The following is a 19,307-nucleotide window of genomic DNA, read 5'->3' on the forward strand; positions in this document are numbered from 1 at the left end:
AACCGGCGTCAGTCCGCAGCGATCCAACCAGTCGACCACCCAGATATACCAGGGAAATGTCAAACCGGCCACCAACGGCCAGTAAAAACGCTGCGCACGCATAAAAGGTTGCCAGCGCTGCCAGGGGGTCTGGCGCAATAAACCGTTTTCAGCGGTATCCGGATCGTAACACTCAATATTGGTAAACCCGTGATGAAATCTGACGTGACGCACGCGCCAGCTGTCAGCATCCAGGCCCAACGGCAGAGCCGCCAGAAAACTGAGTCGAGCATTGGCACGCTTCCCTCGCACAAACGCATTATGCGAGGCATCATGCACCACGTTTACGGCCAGCAACATCGCAAATAGCATCATTGCGAGATACGCCAGCGCAAAGACCCATTTTGCCTGCGCCCCCAAGGCAATGAGATAGCAGGAAAGCCAGGCCACAACCAGCACCATCGCTTTAAAGATGGCCCATCGGTCGGCGTAGCGTCGATCGTTATGCGCAGTCAGCAAGGCGCGAGACTGAATCTGCAATGCATTAACCAACGCCGGGTCATCCGCAGGAAAGGTCAGTCGTGTCTGCGGATTAAACAGATTCACGCGCCGCTCCTGCTGTTCGGCTACCAACCCCGCAGAGGACCATCATGCCGTGGATAACCAGCAGGACAGGCGTCACCTGCCAGAGAAGTTCATGCCACGCAAACAGCAGCGGATGGACCAATAACAGTAGCGTCACCCCACCCCAGACGCGATTCCCCCAGCGCTGTCCGTCGCTGATACCACCGAGCGCGACTGTGCCTGCCGCCAATAGTACAACCAGTAGCGCCTGTTCAGGCGACATGCTTTCGATTTGGTAGCCATACCGCTGGATATAGCCCAGAACCAGAACAAATAATAACAGCGCCCCCGTAATAAGGATCATCACCCCGCCACTACCCTGACGCTCGATCTGACGTTGAGAAGGCGCTAGCCCGAGCAGCTTGCGAAAAGGCAGATTGCTTTCGCGTAGCGGGTTACCTGAAAGCTGGCTGCCTTTCACCCCGTACTCAACCGATCCTACCGGCGGCGCTTTACAATACGTGCCGAATAGTCGATCCCAGATAAGAAAGGTGCCGCCATAATTGGTATCGGCATAGCGTTTTTCATTCAGGTGGTGTACACGATGGTGAGACGGCGTAATAAATATCTTTTCCAGCCAGCCAAGACGGGGGGTAAGCGCATTATGGTTAAAAAACTGAATAGTGTAGTGGATGACCGAAACGGTCAGGTACACCGTCAGCGGAACGCCGCACACCGCCAGCACCATAAAAAATGGGATCCCCGTAAGCGATGAATACCAGGAATTTCTGACCCCCAGAGACAGGTTATAGTGTTCCCCCTGATGATGGACAACATGCACCGCCCACAGCCAGCGCCGCTCGTGATGGAGGCGATGCAACCAGTAGAAGCAGAAATCCCACGCGACCACCGTAAACAGCCAGATCCAGCCTGCGGCAACCCCATCAAAAAGATGCAAATTTGCGTACTGGAGGAGCAGCGCATAACACAGCACTTCCAGGCAGCGAAACATCCACAGCACAATATGCCCGGAATTGAGATTGAAAATAACATCGCGCCAGTCGATTTTCTTCTTGTGCGACCATTGCAGAAAACACGCCTCGCACGTCACCAGTATTAACATAAAAATAATGGGGTACAATAATTCACTCATAACGGATTTCCCTGTGTTGCTTTTTCCCTGCGTCGATATACATTGCCAGCCAGCCGCTTCCTCCGGCCAGTAACACGCCACCCACTAAATCGATAAATAAATGTCTACGCAACTGAAGGATCGCGATAGCAATCGCCAACGCCCACACCAGACTCACCGTAGTTATCACCGTCTGCCGCCGCACAGCGATGGCCCAGACAGTAAGCAACGTTAACCCAGCATGAAGGGAGGGAAAGCAGTTTTGCGGTGAGTCGATACCGATCAACCAGCCCAGTACCTGAGACGACAGTCCGTCACCGGTCAGTGGTGGATACTGCATCGTCGTCGGCCACATAAGATAAATACTCCCGGCCCCTATTGCCGCAATCTGCATGGCACGCGTAAGCCAGCGTAATTGCACCAGCGGCACCAGAAAATAGCCTGCTGGAATAAGCAGAAAGAACGATAAATAAAGCCAGACCGCCGTGGGCGAAAAGGGAATCACCCGATCGATGGCCCAAGGCGTAAGCAGCGATCCCTGCCCCTGCAAACGATCGCAACACGAATAAACGATCCCCACTGTGCCCCAGCCCAGCAGCATCTGTTTAAGTCGCAAAAATATCATTCTCATACTGCGTCCCACTGGCGGATAATCCGCCGCCGTTTCGCGTCAAACTGCGTCGGTGGCGATGCTGATATCCGCGTCCACGCCAGACGCGACACATCCACGCCCTGACGGGAAAAAAAATCATTCAGCGCCTGCTGGCACGCTTGTAACGTCGTCGGATCGCAATCTGCGGTAAGCAAGAGCGCGTCGGCGGCCGTCTGCGCCAACCGATAATCGGCCGTGGGGGGCAACGCGATAGCCAGCACCCGGCTGCAGGCATCGGCAAATACGACCTGCTCTCCACCCGCCACGTCAGGTAGCAGCAACTGATCGTCCTGTCGACCCTCAATACGGACAATCGCCCTGGCCGCACTGCCGCAAGGGCACGGCTTATCACTCGCCACCAGTACGTCATTAAGCCGGTAGCGAACCACCGGCTGCGTGCTGCGGGTAAAGTCAGTGATAATCGGAATAAACCGCTGCTCATCCAGCCATTCCGGCTCGACATGAATAAACTCTTCGTTCAGATGCAGCGTACCGCAGGCGCAGGTTGAGGCCAGAAAGCCCTCAGTAGCCTGATAAATTTCACCGACCTCGCCGAATACGTCGCGCAGCAAAGTGCGATCCTGCTCTTCCAGCACCTCCGCCACCGAAATTACTTTTTTCACCTTCAGAGTCAGTGTTCCGGCATGTACGGCCAGCGCCAGCGCGCGCAGTACCTGCGCGGGAGCAACAATCAGCGTCGGTGTCTGCGCCTCAAGCCGTGCGAGCTGCGGCTGAAATGGGGCAAGAAGATCGTAATATTCCAGACTGAGCCAGCGATTATTCACTCTGCGATACAGATTATTATCTGCGCGCAGGAACAATGCCACGCGTTCACCCGCCAGCAATCCATCGGGCAGGACTTTTGCCAGAATAGCCCCCGCCCACAGCAGTTGCTCCTGTGGACTCACCACAAACAGCCCACGTTGTCCGGAGGTGCCGGACGACAGACCCACGCTAAACTCACCGACTCCAGGCGAGAAATCGCGATTGTGCTCACTACGCAACGCACATGCCATCAGGGCATCACGCTGTAGCCCGGCCGTGTTCATCTCATCAAAATGGGTCATCATCCGCGTTTTGTCCATCGTCGGCCATTCGCAAAAAGGCCGCGCGAGATAATCGCGGAACCACGGGCTTTTCACTAACACCCGGCGGCGGAAAGCCTGCATTCTTTTTTGCTGCCAAGCCTCAAGAGAGGCCCTGTCGGTAAAGCGCAGTTTGCGGGTGCAGAAATAGCGCCAGAGAAGCGCGAATGGGATCATAAATCACCCTCATGGCATAACTGAATATCCGTAGCGCCGTTCTGCCAGAGTTGATTTAACCGCGCAAGGGTCTGGTAATATGCAGTGGGATCAGACATGACCAAATTTGCCAGCCGGGACGGGCCTCGCAGCTCACGGTAACTGGCGGGCGACCAGGCCGCATCAGCCGCCAGCAATGTCCATCCATCGTCCGTCAACACAAACGCGCCAATATGCCCAGCAGCGTGTCCTGGAAGCGGAACCAGGATTATCTGCCCATCGCTTCCCGGAAGCACATAGCCACGCTCAAAAGGTGCCAACGCGGCGGGTAATGTCAGGGTCTCAAAACGCTCAATAAACGTTAACGACGACTCGAATTCTGCCGGAAACAGTCCAGGCACAAAGGCCTGGCGCAGGGCGCAAAATCCGCGTAGCGTCCTGACCTGCGCCCACCCTTCACCCGAACAGATGCAGCTAACGTCGGGGAAATCACGTAGTCCGGCCACATGATCGGCATGAAAATGCGACAGAATAATAGCGCTGATATCACCGCTGACCAGCCCTCGTGCAAGCAACTGTCGGGCCAACGAGGCGTTTGGGTCGAAATAGACTGGCGTCACCTGGCGGTAGAGTCGAAAAACGCCAGAACGGGTGTATTGCTCAAACCACGAGGCGTAACCGGTATCCCATAGCCAGCGTTGATCGCCAGCTTCCAGCAAGTACGCCCGCGACGGGAATTTGCAAACGCGCAACCCGGCGCCTTTTAGCGCCATACACCCTATATGTGTGCAGTACCCAACCTCAAAAGCGGTGATAGTTGCCATGCTTTCTCATCCATTCGCCGGTCATCGCAATGCCTTCCGTCATTGAAATTCGCGGCCGATAACCCAGTTCATTGGTGGCTTGTTGTGTACTCAGTGTCATATCAAAACAGACGGTGCCTGCACTGTAGCGGGTTACCGGCGGCTCTTTATCAAGACAGCGTCCGATGAGTTCCATTCCGCTGGCGAGCAGAGACAACAGTGGCCACGGCACCTGACACAGGCGATAACGTAGCCCAAGCTGTTCTCGCAACAGCGCATCAAGCATCACCTTCAGCCGCTGGGGTTGATGGTTAGTCACGTTATAGACGCGACCAGAAGGCAGCGACGCCACCGTCGTAGCCAGCTCCATGGCATACACCACGTTCTGCACGAAAGTGAGATCCAGCAGCACCTCACCGCCGCGCGGTAAACGTAGCACGCCGCCATCCCGATGAAGCTGCTGTAGCAGCCGCGGGACAATCACATTATCGTATGGGCCAAACAGGCCGCGCGGACGCAGCATAATAAATGTCGTCGCTGAAAACGTGCGCACCGCGTCGGTAATCACCTGCTCTGCGGCATATTTACTGTCGGCATAGTGACTGCTAAAGCGGCGTGCAAGGTAGCTCTCTGGCAGATCATAGTGGTGACGGAAATCGAAATACACCGCCGGGGTGGAAATATGAACGAAGCGCGGGATCTGCGCCCTGCCCGCCGCCTGCGTCAGCCGATGCGTGACCAGAACGTTGTTCTGGTAAAAATCAGTGCGGCTACCCCACGGCGACGACTTTGCCGCACAGTGCCACACGGCGTCACAGCCGTCGACCAGCCTGAAAAAGTCCTTATCGCTGGCGCACGTTAGATTGAGTGGCACAAACTTCGCGCCCCATTGCGTAAGCGCTGCACCCTGAGTCGAATTACGCCCGATAGCCACTACGTCGTGTCCGGACATCAGTAAAGATTCTGCGGCGTTGCGTCCCAGTCCACTGGTTGCGCCGGTCAGCAGAATTTTCACGGTATAAAGACCATACCCGCCAGCGTCAGCCCTGCTGCCGTCCCTATCAGCATTGCCGGTTGACCTGCGACCAGTCGTCCACTAACGATAGCCTCGTGCAGCGCGGTTGGTATAGACGCCGCGACCTGATTGCCATAATGGCGGTAGATGTCAATGAGAGCGGATTCCGGCACGTGCAGCCGTTTACGCATATGTTCCAGCGACAGATGGCTGGCCTGATGCGGTACCACCGTGGCAATATCGGCCAGCGTAATGCCGCTTTTCGCCAGCAGGCGGGCAAAATAATCCTCAATCAAGGAAGAGGCATAACGAAACAACGATTTCCCTTGCATGTGAAACAGAAAATCACTCTCGATCATCCCTGCACGAGGGTTACGCCGCGTGCCACCCGCGCGAATTTCACACAGCTCGCTACCGTCCGGATACATCTCAATCAGGCTTGCCAGAATGCCGGTTGAACCGTCGCCACGTTCGACAATAACGCATGCCGCGCCATCGCCAAAAATCAGCGAGGATTCTTCATGCCCCCAGTCAATACCGCGCGAGGCAATATCTGCTGACACGATGGCGATACGACGATACGCACCGGTATTTACCAATCCGGCTGCTACTTCCAGTGCGGAAATAAAGCTAACGCAGCTGCTGTTGATGTCGAAACCCGCCATTCCGGCAGGCATACTTGCAGCTTTTAGAATATGGGTCGCACTGCACGGGAGAGCCTGAAACGGAATGGCCGACGCGCAAATCAGCAGATCAATGGAAGACGGTGATAACGCCCCGGCGTCAAGCGCATGGTGTAACGCCTGTGCCGCCAGCTCAGCCTGGCTGGCATCGTTGGCCACGTGATAGCGCCAGACAATGCCCGAACGTTTTTCCACATAGCCCGAGGGCTTACCGAGTTGAAGGTCAAGCATTGATGAAGTGATCCGTGTCGGCGGCAGAGCAATACCGGTCGAGACGATTTTTAGCGCCATGTTAACGCCAGGGCGAGCTGAATATTCCATTATGCTTCATTTCTTTATCCCACGATTCGCAGCATGATATCGAAATAAAATACAAAAAAAACCAGGACTTTTGTCCTGGTTTTTTTCATTAATATTTTACCTTAGTGGCGTGCGCGAACAATCTGATACTTGCGGGTCAAATACTCGACCGGCACGCTCCAGATGTGTACCAGACGCGAGAACGGGAACAGCAGGAACAGCGTCATACCGAGCACCAGGTGCATACGGAAGATAAACGCCACACCGTCCAGGTACTGGGACGCGCCGCCGTGGAAGGTCACCACGGACTGTGCCCAGTTGACCAGCTTCATCATCTCACTCCCGTCCATATGCTGGGCGGAGAACGGGATAGTCAGCAGCCCCAGCGCACACTGGATAACCAGAACGGACAGCACCAGAATATCTGCACCGGTGGTAGTGGCACGCACGCGTGGGCTGAACAGACGGCGTTTGAGCAGCAATACACCACCGACCAGACACATCACGCCGGACGCACCGCCTGCAAACATGGCCATTTTCTGTTTCACTTCCAGCGGCAGCCACGCTTCGTACATCCAGTGCGGCGTTAACATCCCCAGGAAGTGGCCGGCGAAAATACCCAGGATCCCGATATGGAACAGGTTTGACGCCATGTTCATCCCTTTGCGATCCAGCATCTGACTGGATGCCGCACGCCAGGTGTACTGCCCGTAGTCATAACGCAGCCAGCTACCAATCAGGAAGACAGAACCCGCAATGTACGGATAGATGTCAAAGAAGAACGTATTCAGGAAGTGCATTATTGCTGTCCTCCGGTGGTGATATTCAGATACTGCGGCGCGACGGCCCCGGCAAAACGACGCTGGTGAGCGGAGATCTCAGATTCACCGCACCCCTGATCGGCAAAGAATTTCACCTGCTCTTCTTCCCAGACAGCGTCCAGCGCCTGCGGAGTATCATCGCGAACTTCATCCGCAATTTTCTCCGCCACTTTGTCGCTATCGATAGCCGCATTCGCCAGTTTCAACAGCAGATCGAACAGCACGGCGTAGCGACTTTCACGCTGTTGCAGACGAGCACTGAGCAGGGCCAGAATCGGGGCGATATCCTGCAAACCACCCAGCGCCTCTTCCTTCGGCAACTGCGCCAGATATTCCAGGTACAGCGGCAGATGGTCCGGTAATTCGCGGCTGTCGAGCTGTAAACCGTGCTGCTCGTACTGCGCCATCAGGTCAACCATCGCCTGACCGCGGTCGCGGGATTCACCATGCACATGTTCAAACAACAGCAGCGAGGTTGCACGGCCACGGTCGAACAGTTCACTGTAGCGGGACTGTGCGTCCAGCATGTCCTGCGCGGTTAAATCGCGCAGGAAGACGCCCAGAGTCTGGGCATCATCTTTGTCCAGGTTTTCAGATGACGCGAGTGCATCGAAAAGTTCCTGCTGATGCTGCCATAAGGCAGCATCCGGGTACTCGAGCAGACGCGAAACAATGACGAGTTCAATCATTGGTGCGGCTCCGTTTTGCTGGTCACATCGACAGCATCGATGCGGCGACTGTTGAACAGATTGAATTTGGTGTCCGAACCGTGGCAACCGTCGCCGAAGGTAAAGCCACAACTGCTTTTCTCCGGGAACGCTTCACGCGCCAGCTCACGATGGCTGCTCGGTACCACGAAACGATCTTCGTAGTTCGCGATGGCCAGGTAGCGGTACATTTCCTGTGCCTGCGCTTCAGTCAGACCAACTTCTTCCAGCGCACGGGTGTCGACTTTACCGTCAACGGTTTCCGCACGTTTAAAGTGACGCATCGCCAGCATGCGCTTCAGCGCCAGTACCACCGGCTGCGTATCCCCTGCAGTCAGCAGATTTGCCAGGTACTGAACCGGAATTCGCAGGCTGTCCACGTCCGGCAGAATACCGTTGCTACCAAGTTCACCTGCATCAGCCGCAGACTGAATCGGTGACAAAGGCGGAACATACCAGACCATTGGCAGCGTGCGGTATTCTGGGTGCAACGGCAGCGCTAGCTTCCAGTCCATCGCCATTTTGTACACCGGAGACTGCTGAGCCGCGTCGATCACGCTCAGCGGAATACCGTCTTTCAGTGCCTGCTCAATGACCGCCGGGTCATTCGGATCGAGGAACACGTCCAGCTGACGCTGGTACAGATCTTTCTCGTTCTCGGTGCTTGCCGCGCTTTCAATGGCGTCAGCGTCATACAGCAGTACGCCTAGGTAACGAATACGTCCGACGCAGGTTTCGGAGCATACGGTCGGCTGACCGGCTTCGATACGCGGATAGCAGAAGATGCACTTCTCTGACTTACCGCTCTTCCAGTTGAAGTAGATTTTCTTGTACGGACAACCGGTAATACACATACGCCAGCCGCGGCACTTGTCCTGGTCGATCAGAACGATGCCGTCTTCTTCACGCTTGTAGATGGCACCGCTTGGGCAGGTCGCCACGCACGCCGGGTTAAGGCAGTGCTCGCACAGACGCGGCAAATACATCATGAAGGTATTTTCGAACTGGCCGTACATCGCCTTCTGCATGTTCTCGAAGTTTTTGTCTTTTGACAGCTTCTCGAACTCGCCGCCCAGGTCGTCTTCCCAGTTCGGACCTTTGGTTATCTTGTCCATACGCTTGCCGGTGATCAGCGAACGTGGACGTGCAATCGGCTGCGCTTTGCTGTCAGCCGGAGCGTTGTGCAGCGTCTGGTAATCGAAGTCAAACGGTTCGTAGTAATCATCGATACCCGGCAGATGCGGGTTAGCGAAGATTTTACCCAGCAGCAGCGCTTTGTTACCCATGCGCGGTACCAGCTTACCGTTGATCTTGCGGATCCAACCGCCCTTCCATTTTTCCTGGTTTTCCCAGTCGGTCGGGAAACCGGTGCCCGGCTTAGTTTCAACGTTGTTGAACCAGGCGTACTCGGTCCCTTCACGGCTGGTCCAGACGTTTTTGCAGGTTACTGAACAGGTGTGGCAACCGATGCACTTATCGAGATTCAGCACCATGCCGACTTGTGAACGAATTTTCATTTTACGCTCTCCTGTACCTGGTCATTGCCTTCGCCATCCAACCAGTCAATGTTCTTCATCTTACGGACCACCACGAACTCATCACGGTTTGACCCTACGGTGCCGTAGTAGTTAAAGCCGTAGGCCAGGTGGGCATAACCACCAATCATGTGCGTCGGTTTCGGCGTAATACGGGTCACAGAGTTATGGATCCCGCCGCGCTGTTCGGTTATTTCCGACCCTGGAATATTCACAATACGTTCCTGGGCGTGGTACATCATGGTCATCCCGGCCGGGACACGCTGGCTGACTACCGCACGGGCGGTTAGTGAACCGTTGCTGTTAAAGACTTCGATCCAGTCGTTATCTTCGATACCCAGATCTTTCGCATCCGCTTCACTCATCCACACGATCGGACCGCCGCGGCCTAATGTCAGCATCAGCAGGTTGTCGCTGTAAGTGGAGTGGATACCCCACTTCTGGTGTGGCGTCAGGAAGTTGAGCGCTTTCTCCGGATTGCCGTTGGATTTCTCGCCCATCACGGCTTTCACCGAACGGGTGTCAATTGGCGGACGATAAACCAGCAGGCTTTCACCGAAGTCGCGCATCCACTGATGATCCTGATACAGCTGTTGACGACCGGTCAGCGTACGCCATGGGATCAGCTCGTGAACGTTGGTGTAACCGGCGTTGTAAGAAACATGCTCATCTTCCAGGCCAGACCAGGTCGGGCTGGAGATAATTTTACGCGGCTGCGCCTGAATATCGCGGAAGCGGATTTTCTCGTCTTCTTTATTCAGTGCCAGATGCGTATGGTCACGGCCGGTAAATTCACTCAGCGCAGCCCAGGCCTTCACCGCCACCTGACCGTTGGTTTCCGGCGCCAGTGTGAGGATCATCTCGGCGGCATCAATCGCCGTATTCAGCATCGGCTGACCTTTAGCCGGGCCTTCTGCCTTGGTGTAGTTAAGCTTACGCAGCAGGTCCATTTCGCTCTGGGTGTTCCAGGCAATCCCTTTCCCGCCGTTACCGACTTTATCCATCAGTGGGCCGATGGAGGTGAAGCGTTCGTAAGTTGCGGGGTAATCACGCTCAACGGTCATGATGTGCGGGGCAGTAACGCCTGGGATCAGATCGCATTCGCCTTTTTTCCAGTCCTTCACGTCCAGCGGCTGCGCCAGTTCGGCAGCAGAATCGTGCTGGATAGGCAGCGTCACCACGTCGGTTTCTTTACCGAGGTGACCGACGCAGACTTCAGAGAATTTCTTGGCGATGGCTTTGTAAATTTCCCAGTCGCTTTTCGATTCCCAGGCCGGATCAACAGCGGCAGACAGCGGATGAATAAACGGATGCATGTCCGATGTATTCATGTCGTCTTTTTCATACCAGGTGGCGGTAGGCAACACGATGTCGGAATACAGACAGGTGCTCGACAGACGGAAGTCCAGCGTCACCACCAGATCCAGCTTGCCATCGAGACCGTTATCCTGCCATTCCACTTCTTCTGGCTTCACACCACCCTGTTTGCCCAGATCCATCCCCTGAATACCGTGTTCAGTACCCAGCAGATACTTCAGCATGTACTCATGACCTTTACCGGACGAGCCCAGCAGGTTAGAACGCCAGATGAACAGGTTACGCGGATGGTTTTTACCGTTTTCAGGTTGTTCTGCCGCAAAGCGAATAGAACCCTCTTTCAGCGATTTCACGGTGTAATCCACCGGCGTCATCCCGGCTTTTTCCGCCTCACGGGCAATGTACAGCGGGTTGGTGCCCAACTGCGGCGCAGATGGCAACCAGCCCATACGTTCAGCGCGCACGTTAAAGTCGATCAAATGACCGCTATAGCGGGACTTGTCCGCCATCGGCGACAGCAGTTCCTGCGCAGTTACCGTCTCATAACGCCACTGGCTGGAGTGGTTATAGAAGTAGGAGGTGCTGTTCATGTGACGTGCCGGACGCTGCCAGTCAAGGCCAAACGCCAGCGGCTGCCAGCCGGTCTGCGGACGCAGTTTTTCCTGACCCACATAGTGCGCCCAACCGCCGCCGCTCTGACCAACGCAGCCGCAGAACACCAGCATGTTGATCAATCCACGATAGTTCATATCGAGGTGATACCAGTGGTTCAGACCGGCACCGACGATGATCATTGAACGACCGTGCGTTTTGTCAGCGTTATCGGCAAATTCACGGGCGATACGCACGATTTGAGCGCGTGATACACCGGTAATTTTTTCTGCCCATGCCGGGGTATATGCTTTGATGTCATCGTAGCTGGTGGCGCAGTTTTCATCGTTCAGACCGCGTTCCAGACCGTAGTTCGCCATGGTCAGGTCATAAACGGTGGTCACCAGCGCGGTAGAGCCGTCCGCCAGTTGCAGGCGTTTGACCGGCAGTTTGTGCAGCAGAACGTTTTCCAGTTCGACTTTATTAAAGTGCTCGGTGCCTTCGCCGCCAAAGTATGGGAAGCCGACTTCAGCGATGTCATCCTGGCTGCCCAGCAAGCTGAGCTGCAGTTCGGTTTCTTTACCGGACGTGCCGTCGCGCTGCTCAAGGTTCCACTTCCCTTTTTCGCCCCAGCGGAAACCAATCGAACCGTTTGGCGCGACCATCTCGCCGTCGGTATTGACGGCAACGGTTTTCCACTCTGGGTTATTTTCCTGGCCCAAAGAATCGACCAGATCGGCGGCGCGCAGCATACGGCCCGCCGCATAGTAACCGTCACGCTCTTCGAGCATCACCAGCATCGGGAAGTCGGTGTAACGACGCACATAGTCGGTGAAGTACTGGCTTGGGTTATCAAGGTGGAACTCACGCAGCATGACGTGGCCCATTGCCAGCGCCATCGCGGCATCGGTGCCCTGCTTCGGTGCCAGCCACAGGTCGCACAGCTTGGCAATTTCGGCGTAGTCCGGGGTGATCGCGACCGTTTTGGTCCCTTTGTAGCGAACTTCAGTGAAGAAGTGGGCATCCGGGGTACGGGTCTGCGGAACGTTTGAACCCCAGGCGATGATGTAGCTGGAGTTGTACCAGTCGGCAGATTCCGGAACGTCGGTCTGCTCACCCCAGGTCTGCGGAGACGCAGGCGGCAGGTCACAGTACCAGTCGTAGAAGCTCAGGCAGGTACCGCCAATCAGGGACAAGTAACGTGCACCGGAGGCGTAGGAAACCATCGACATTGCCGGGATCGGCGAGAAGCCTGCCACGCGGTCAGGGCCGTAGGTTTTGACGGTGTAGACGTTAGAAGCGGCAATCAGCTCATTCACTTCCTGCCAGGAAGAACGTACAAAACCACCACGACCGCGCGCTTGCTTGAAGCTTTTTGCTTTATCGGCGTCTTCGATGATGGATGCCCATGCGTCTACCGGATCGCTGTGCAGTCTTTTCGCTTCACGCCACATTTTCATCAGGCGTTTACGCATCAGCGGGTATTTCAGGCGGTTAGCGCTGTAGAGATACCAGGAGTAGCTCGCACCGCGCGGGCAGCCGCGTGGTTCGTGGTTTGGCAGGTCTGGACGGGTGCGCGGGTAGTCGGTTTGCTGGGTCTCCCAGGTCACCAGACCATTTTTCACGTAGATTTTCCAGCTGCATGAGCCGGTGCAGTTTACCCCATGAGTTGATCGCACGACTTTGTCATGCTGCCAACGCTGGCGGTATCCATCCTCCCAGTCCCGGTTAGTATTGAGAAGCTGGCCGTGCCCATCGGCAAAGGTTTCGCCCTTCTGCTTGAAGTAGCGAAACCGGTCCAGGAATTTACTCATCGGTTGTCTCCTGTAGGAGCCTGACGGCTCTCTGATAAATCGACATTGCTTGATTGAGAATGAAGGTAACGCTATGAAAGCGCGTGGGAATTGATAACGATCAAGGCAGGCAGGGATGGGAAAGAGAGGTTAAATTTTATATACCCCTTAAGTGGGATGAGGTAAAAGTCAGTAATCAATTGATTTTAAATATGATTTTAAAATTAACTCATCATACAAATGTTAAATTCTTTACAAGTGAGTATTAAGGGGTATCCCCCCTGGCAGGCCTCTTTCTGTGTACCGTTCTGACAGACGATAGTCTCTGTAGATAAATAAGTATGTTGTAACTAATTACAGACAAAAAAAAGCGCGGTCTAACACCGCGCAAAGGATAATCAACCTACACGTCATCCTTCAAACTGCTTCCGCGTTGGCTGTGCTCGTTCTCCCCAGTCACTGACTTGAGTATGCTCCTGGGGATTTCTCACTTGCCGCCGTGATGCAGTTTGAGTGATTTTGTGTACATTACTTTTTTATTTTTTAGAATGACGTCCGTATACCACCCAAGTGATGACCACGCAGGCGACATAGAAGATCAGGAACACTTTCATCGCATCCACCGGCGAACCGGTTAACGCCAGCGACGTACCAAACGCTTTAGGAATAAAGAAACCGCCAATCGCGCCGATGGCTGAGATAAAGCCCAGTGCTGCCGCCGTGTCGGTTGCCGCTTCACGCATCGCTTTCTCTTCGGAGCCACCTTCGGCTTTCACTCGGTCCATCGTCAGTTTACGGAAGATCACGGAGATCATCTGGAAGGTAGAACCACTACCCAACCCAGCCGTCAGGAACAGCGCCAGGAACACCGCAAAGAAGGCGATAAAGTTGCCACCCTCACCGTTTGTTGGCAGCGTCAGGAACAGCAAGGCGCTGAAAATGGCCATCAGGACAAAGTTCACCAACGTCACACGCGTCCCGCCCAGTCGGTCAGAAATTGCCCCACCAGCAGAACGAGCCAGGGCGCCAATCAGCGGACCAAAGAAGGCATAATGCAGGATCTGTACCTCAGGGAACTGCGTTTTTGACAGCATGGCAAAACCGGCAGAGAAGCCGATAAAGGAGCCGAAGGTTGCCAGATACAGCAGACTCATAATCCACAGATGTCCGCGTTTCAGCACCGGTAATTGCTCTTTCAGTGACGCTTTAGAGGTTGCCAGTTCGTTCATACCAAACCACGCAGCCAGCGTCAGCACCGCCAGGAACGGTACCCAAATCCACGCGGCGTTGGCCAGATACAGTTGCGTGCCATCCGGTTGTTCAACGCCGTGGCTACCGAATGCCGCGAAGATAGACAAGGAGACCACCAGCGGCGCAAGCAACTGCATCACGCTGACGCCCATGTTACCCAGACCGCCGTTCAGCCCCAGTGCACCGCCCTGTTTCTGTTTCGGGAAGAAGAAACTGATGTTAGCCATGCTGGAAGCAAAGTTTGCCCCGGCAAAACCGCACAGCAGAGAGATGATAATAAACGTGCTAAACGGCGTGGTGGTATCTTGCACGGCAAAACCTAACCATACGCAAGGAATGATCAGGATACCGGTGCTGAATGCCGTCCAGCGACGTCCGCCAAACAGAGGAACCATAAAGGAGTACGGAACACGCAGCAGCGCACCGGAAACCGACGGTAATGCCGTCAGCATGAACAGCTGCTCGGTGGTAAAGTCAAAGCCAACCTTCGGTAAGTTCACCGCTACGGCGCTAAATAACATCCATACGCAAAATGCCAGCAGCAGACAAGGGACGGAAATCCACAAGTTGCGGCTGGCAATACGATGACCTCTTTGTTGCCAAAAGGCGGGATCTTCCGGCCGCCATTCTGTAATTACAGATCCAGATGCCCTTTCCGGGGCAGATGAGTGACTCATAGACACCTCTGATACTTGTTTCGATGCCTGCAACATTAGGGTTTACAGCGAGAGGTAAGTTGATATAAATCAAAGGAAAAGATGTCATTATTAGTGCTTAAAATTTATCATTACCCCAAATGAGTACATAACATCGCTAAAAAAGATGTGGTTTTTCACGCTTCTGTCGCCCCCTACTCCCCTCAGCCGGGGATCTCTCCCACCTGCGGCAATTAAGGGGTAGCCCGTTTGAGGTATGGGTATACTCCAGTGTATAGCTGAGAATAACGCCACTGCTTGCAGCAGTATCGTCATTCATAAGGTTTTCGCTACAACGAAATCCTGAAGGAAGAAGTCACCATGTTAAAACGTTGTCTCTCTCCGCTTACGCTGGTCAACCAGGTAGCGCTGATTGTTTTACTGTCCACCGCAATCGGCGTGGCAGGTATGGCCGTCTCCGGCTGGTTGGTTCAGGGCGTTCAGGGCAGCGCGCATGCGATAAATAAAGCCGGCTCCCTGCGTATGCAGAGCTATCGTCTGCTGGCAGCGGTTCCGCTGGATGCCAATGACCAGCCGCTGCTGGAAGAGATGGAAAGAACGGCCTTCAGCCCGGAACTCACGCGCGCCGCTAAGCGCGACGGACAACAGGCACAGCTGAAGGCGTTACAGGATTACTGGCATACCGAACTGGCGCCAGGGCTATCACATGCACAAAACGCGGACGCCGTTGCCGAGGACGTTACGCAGTTTGTGGCAGGACTGGATAAGCTGGTGACCGCCTTTGACCACACCACGGAATTGCGTATTGAGCGCGTGGTGATGCTGCATCGTCTGATGGCCGTGTTTATGGCACTGCTGCTGGTTTTCACCATTATCTGGCTGCGTGTTCGTCTGCTGGAACCGTGGAAACAGCTGCTGTCGATGGCGCGAGCCGTCAGCCAACGTGATTTTACCCAGCGCGCATGCATTAGCGGGCGTAATGAAATGGCGGCCCTGGGATCGGCACTGAACAATATGTCAGAAGAGCTGGCAGAAAGTTACGCGGTACTGGAACAGCGGGTGCAGGAGAAAACCGCCGGTCTGGAGCATAAAAACCAGATTCTCTCCTTCCTGTGGCAAGCCAACCGCCGTCTGCACTCTCAGGTACCACTGTGTGAACGTCTTTCCCCGGTACTCAACGGGCTACAAAATTTAACGCTGTTGCATGATATCGAACTGCGGGTGTACGACCTGGAAGATGAAGATAATCACCAGGAGTTTACCTGTCAGTCGAACGTCAGCTGTGATGAAAAAGGGTGTCATCTGTGTCCGCGCGGCACGCTGCCCGCCATTGACGGCGGAATCACACTGAAATGGCGACTGACCGATGCGCATACTCAGTATGGTATTCTGCTGGCCACATTGCCGCACGGACGTCATCTTAGCCACGACCAGCAGCAACTGGTTGATACCCTGGTTGAACAACTGACCGCGACGCTGGCGCTGGACAGGCAGCAGGAGCGTCAGCAGCAGTTGATTGTGATGGAAGAGCGTGCCACCATTGCACGTGAACTGCATGATTCTATTGCACAATCGCTTTCTTGTATGAAGATGCAGGTCAGCTGTTTGCAAATGCAAGGCGAGGCGCTGCCGGAAAACTGCCGCGACCTGTTGAGTCAAATTCGTAATGAACTGAACACGTCCTGGGTGCAGTTGCGTGAGCTGTTAACCACCTTCCGTTTGCAGTTAACGGAGCCTGGATTGCGCCCAGCGCTGGAAGCCAGCTGCCTGGAATACAGCGCCCGATTTGGTTTTACGGTGAAGCTGGATTACCAGCTGCCGCCGCGTCTGGTGCCTTCGCACCAGGCTATTCACCTGTTGCAAATTGCCCGTGAAGCCCTGAGTAATGCCCTGAAACACTCTCACGCCGATGACGTTGTGGTGACGGTGGTGCAAAATGGCAAGCAGGTCAAACTGACAGTGCAAGATAACGGCTGCGGCGTACCGGAAAACGCCGAACGCAGTAACCACTACGGCATGATTATTATGCGCGATCGTGCGCAAAGCTTGCGCGGCGATTGCCGTGTACGCCGTCGCGAGACTGGCGGTACTGAAGTTGCTGTCACTTTCATTCCCGAAACAAACTTCACAGAAGTCCAAGGAGATACCCATGAGTAATCTGGAACCGGCAACCATCCTGTTGATCGATGATCATCCGATGTTGCGAACCGGTGTAAAACAGCTTGTCAGCATGGCGCCCGATATTACCGTGGTCGGCGAAGCCAGTAATGGCGAGCAGGGTATCGAGCTGGCTGAGTCTCTTGATCCCGATCTGATCCTGTTGGATCTCAATATGCCCGGTATGAACGGTCTGGAAACGCTCGATAAGCTGCGCGAAAAATCCCTGTCCGGCCGCATCGTCGTATTCAGCGTCTCCAATCATGAAGAAGACGTGGTCACCGCCCTGAAACGCGGCGCGGATGGTTATTTGTTGAAAGACATGGAACCGGAAGATTTGCTGAAGGCATTACAGCAAGCGGCCGCCGGTGAAATGGTGCTTAGCGAAGCTTTAACACCCGTACTGGCCGCCAGCCTGCGTGCTAATCGTGCCACCTCAGACCGCGATGTCACCCAGCTCACGCCGCGCGAACGCGACATCCTGAAACTGATTGCCCAGGGCCTGCCTAACAAGATGATTGCCCGCCGTCTGGACATCACCGAAAGCACGGTCAAAGTCCACGTGAAGCATATGCTGAAGAAAATGAAGCTCAAATCACGCGTAGAAGCCGCGGTATGGGTACATCAGGAACGCATTTTCTAATTTTTAATGCTGCTTATCGTCAACGAGGATCATTTTCCGACACCGCGCTAAACGGTTCGGTCAGTGATAGCGTGATCTCATTGGAAGAGACACGCTGACCCTGTTCGTCTTCCACCACCACCGACAGCCGCCAGCGGTTTGTTGCCCCGTCACTGCTGTCCCACTTTGGCATAATAATCGTCCAGCCTTCTGCACTCCGGGTAGTTGTTCCCGCCGTCAAACTCAGCGCTTGCGTATCCCCCTGCCACGTCAGGTGGCGAATACCGTGCTGACTGCGCACTTCCAGCTTCAGCGCTACCGACTCGCCAGGCGTGAGATCCCACGGCGGAGTTGCCAGAAACACAGCCAGGGTTTTGCGCTGGCGATATTCCATCGTCGGCAGATTGTTACGCTGTGGTAAGTCATAACGACTCCCGCGCAAGGACTGACTGCCAGCCACTTCGCTGACCATCAACTGTTTTTTTAACGGCACGCCAAAGCGATAGTTAAGCTTTACACCGACGCTGTTCTGGCTGACCCCGCTTTCCCCCTGCTTATGCTGCGCGGTCACCGTCACCAGCGGCACCGGCGTGTAGCTCAGCCCCAGCTTGACCGCCACCGGATTATGGTAGCCGGTTCCGGAATGAAACAGATCGACCTGGTCGCCAAAGTATTGCTCCACGCTAACGCTGGTATTGAGATGTTCATAAAACGGGACCCGCATCAGTGCAGTAAGGTCATATCCCCGCGCCATGCGCTGCACCTGCGTCGCAGAACGTTCCTGCCAGGACGAGAACGGCTGGTAATAATTGGCAGATAAGCGCAGATACTCGCCCCACGCTTCGGCACCCACGCCACCGCGCGGCAGGTTTTCATCCAGCAGAGTGTCATAAAAGGTGTTGTAACCTAACAACCAGCCGTTGCGTACCCAGCGCTGCCCGATGCCCAGATTACTGACCAGCCCCTCATCTTGCTGGGTTATCCCCATCTGGCTCCAGGTCAGGTAGCGTTGATTATCCTGCCACGGAATAAACCAGCTTCCCCGGCTGCCGGTAAAGCGACCCTCGTTATCCACCTGTAGCCCAACGCTGGCATTACCCCAGGGAGAAAGCAACGACTCCAGTTGTTGATTCACCTGCTCACTGACCGTGTCACGCACCTGGCCAAACGCAAACTGCTTCGCCTGTTCACCGGTATCAAGACCATTATCGGTCATGCTGGCTTCGCCAAACGCTTTGACCATTTCGGCAAAATGCTTTTCACCGGCCCGGGACTCCGCTGCCATGCCAAGATCGGGTAAGCCATCATGATTGTTGTCAAACGGGTTGGCGGCCTGCTGGATAAACGAAGACTGCGCGCTGGCAGTACCGCCTGCCAGCGGCAAGAGTAGGAGGATACTACGTGTACAACTGAAAAAACGGCTCAAATCGTCGGTGGCTTTTACATCATTAAAATCAGGTCTCTCGACCGTTAACCATACCTTTCAGG

Annotated in this window: 15 protein-coding genes; 2 read left to right on the forward strand and 13 right to left on the reverse strand. The window is 54.9% G+C overall.

Features of this window, described 5'->3' with window-relative positions:
* From FDX01_RS23855 to FDX01_RS13950, 12 genes are all read right to left on the reverse strand, one after another.
* Window positions 1-585, reverse strand: a 585-nt coding sequence (locus FDX01_RS23855; RefSeq protein ID WP_249360988.1) for a fatty acid desaturase, incomplete at its 3' end; no start/stop codon positions are given.
* Window positions 572-1,696, reverse strand: a complete 1,125-nt coding sequence (locus FDX01_RS13900; RefSeq protein ID WP_137399954.1) for a sterol desaturase family protein — start codon at window positions 1,694-1,696, stop codon at window positions 572-574. The genes FDX01_RS23855 and FDX01_RS13900, both read right to left, overlap by 14 nt.
* On the reverse strand, window positions 1,689-2,306 hold the full coding sequence (locus FDX01_RS13905) for a phosphatase PAP2 family protein (protein WP_137399955.1): 618 nt from the start codon (window positions 2,304-2,306) through the stop codon (window positions 1,689-1,691). Before FDX01_RS13905 ends, FDX01_RS13900 begins: the two co-directional genes overlap by 8 nt.
* A complete protein-coding gene (locus FDX01_RS13910; RefSeq protein WP_137399956.1) occupies window positions 2,303-3,589 on the reverse strand; it encodes a F390 synthetase-related protein in 1,287 nt (428 codons plus the stop codon). The genes FDX01_RS13905 and FDX01_RS13910 overlap by 4 nt, the downstream gene beginning before the upstream one ends.
* Complete coding sequence (locus tag FDX01_RS13915) at window positions 3,586-4,392, reverse strand: MBL fold metallo-hydrolase (protein WP_137399957.1); 807 nt, start codon at window positions 4,390-4,392, stop codon at window positions 3,586-3,588. The genes FDX01_RS13910 and FDX01_RS13915 overlap by 4 nt, the downstream gene beginning before the upstream one ends.
* Entirely contained in the window at window positions 4,370-5,386 is a 1,017-nt protein-coding gene (locus tag FDX01_RS13920) for an NAD(P)-dependent oxidoreductase (protein ID WP_137399958.1), read from the reverse strand. The genes FDX01_RS13915 and FDX01_RS13920 overlap by 23 nt, the downstream gene beginning before the upstream one ends.
* On the reverse strand, window positions 5,383-6,390 hold the full coding sequence (locus FDX01_RS13925) for a 3-oxoacyl-[acyl-carrier-protein] synthase III C-terminal domain-containing protein (protein ID WP_137399959.1): 1,008 nt from the start codon (window positions 6,388-6,390) through the stop codon (window positions 5,383-5,385). Before FDX01_RS13925 ends, FDX01_RS13920 begins: the two co-directional genes overlap by 4 nt.
* A gap of 101 nt (window positions 6,391-6,491) precedes the next feature.
* Entirely contained in the window at window positions 6,492-7,169 is a 678-nt protein-coding gene (narI, locus tag FDX01_RS13930) for a respiratory nitrate reductase subunit gamma (protein ID WP_115258301.1), read from the reverse strand.
* Window positions 7,169-7,879, reverse strand: coding sequence for a nitrate reductase molybdenum cofactor assembly chaperone (gene narJ / locus FDX01_RS13935; RefSeq protein WP_096756787.1), 711 nt, complete (start codon window positions 7,877-7,879; stop codon window positions 7,169-7,171). Before narJ ends, narI begins: the two co-directional genes overlap by 1 nt.
* Window positions 7,876-9,414: a nitrate reductase subunit beta gene (gene narH, locus FDX01_RS13940; RefSeq protein WP_096756786.1), complete on the reverse strand. Its 1,539-nt coding sequence runs from the start codon at window positions 9,412-9,414 to the stop codon at window positions 7,876-7,878. The genes narJ and narH overlap by 4 nt, the downstream gene beginning before the upstream one ends.
* Window positions 9,411-13,154, reverse strand: coding sequence for a nitrate reductase subunit alpha (locus tag FDX01_RS13945; RefSeq protein WP_135911913.1), 3,744 nt, complete (start codon window positions 13,152-13,154; stop codon window positions 9,411-9,413). The genes narH and FDX01_RS13945 overlap by 4 nt, the downstream gene beginning before the upstream one ends.
* A gap of 515 nt (window positions 13,155-13,669) precedes the next feature.
* Window positions 13,670-15,061 (reverse strand): NarK family nitrate/nitrite MFS transporter, encoded by a 1,392-nt coding sequence (locus tag FDX01_RS13950; protein ID WP_115258300.1) that lies wholly within the window; start codon window positions 15,059-15,061, stop codon window positions 13,670-13,672.
* Window positions 15,062-15,400: 339 nt separating this feature from the next.
* Between FDX01_RS13950 and narX the strand changes: the two genes are divergently transcribed.
* A complete protein-coding gene (gene narX / locus FDX01_RS13955) occupies window positions 15,401-17,197 on the forward strand; it encodes a nitrate/nitrite two-component system sensor histidine kinase NarX (RefSeq protein ID WP_117342901.1) in 1,797 nt (598 codons plus the stop codon).
* Complete coding sequence (gene narL / locus FDX01_RS13960; protein WP_003020756.1) at window positions 17,190-17,840, forward strand: two-component system response regulator NarL; 651 nt, start codon at window positions 17,190-17,192, stop codon at window positions 17,838-17,840. The genes narX and narL overlap by 8 nt, the downstream gene beginning before the upstream one ends.
* 19 nt (window positions 17,841-17,859) lie before the next feature.
* On the opposite strand, the gene FDX01_RS13965 is transcribed toward narL, so the two are convergent.
* The gene (locus FDX01_RS13965; protein ID WP_137399960.1) at window positions 17,860-19,245 is read right to left on the reverse strand and encodes a YchO/YchP family invasin; all 1,386 of its coding nucleotides are present in this window, start codon (window positions 19,243-19,245) and stop codon (window positions 17,860-17,862) included.
* Window positions 19,246-19,307: the final 62 nt, after the last annotated feature.

The sequence above is a fragment of the Citrobacter sp. wls613 genome, from assembly GCF_005281195.1.
Taxonomy (GTDB): Bacteria; Pseudomonadota; Gammaproteobacteria; order Enterobacterales; family Enterobacteriaceae; genus Citrobacter; species Citrobacter gillenii.

Bases quoted from the DNA above. Each gene is read 5' to 3' on its own strand.
- FDX01_RS13905 (WP_137399955.1), bottom strand. From the start codon at position 2,306: ATGAGAATGATATTTTTGCGACTTAAACAGATGCTGCTGGGCTGGGGC.
- FDX01_RS13945 (WP_135911913.1), bottom strand. From the start codon at position 13,154: ATGAGTAAATTCCTGGACCGGTTTCGCTACTTCAAGCAGAAGGGCGAA.
- FDX01_RS13900 (WP_137399954.1), bottom strand. From the start codon at position 1,696: ATGAGTGAATTATTGTACCCCATTATTTTTATGTTAATACTGGTGACG.
- narJ (WP_096756787.1), bottom strand. From the start codon at position 7,879: ATGATTGAACTCGTCATTGTTTCGCGTCTGCTCGAGTACCCGGATGCT.
- FDX01_RS13950 (WP_115258300.1), bottom strand. From the start codon at position 15,061: ATGAGTCACTCATCTGCCCCGGAAAGGGCATCTGGATCTGTAATTACA.
- FDX01_RS13925 (WP_137399959.1), bottom strand. From the start codon at position 6,390: ATGGAATATTCAGCTCGCCCTGGCGTTAACATGGCGCTAAAAATCGTC.
- FDX01_RS13910 (WP_137399956.1), bottom strand. From the start codon at position 3,589: ATGATCCCATTCGCGCTTCTCTGGCGCTATTTCTGCACCCGCAAACTG.
- narH (WP_096756786.1), bottom strand. From the start codon at position 9,414: ATGAAAATTCGTTCACAAGTCGGCATGGTGCTGAATCTCGATAAGTGC.
- narX (WP_117342901.1), top strand. From the start codon at position 15,401: ATGTTAAAACGTTGTCTCTCTCCGCTTACGCTGGTCAACCAGGTAGCG.
- narL (WP_003020756.1), top strand. From the start codon at position 17,190: ATGAGTAATCTGGAACCGGCAACCATCCTGTTGATCGATGATCATCCG.
- narI (WP_115258301.1), bottom strand. From the start codon at position 7,169: ATGCACTTCCTGAATACGTTCTTCTTTGACATCTATCCGTACATTGCG.
- FDX01_RS13915 (WP_137399957.1), bottom strand. From the start codon at position 4,392: ATGGCAACTATCACCGCTTTTGAGGTTGGGTACTGCACACATATAGGG.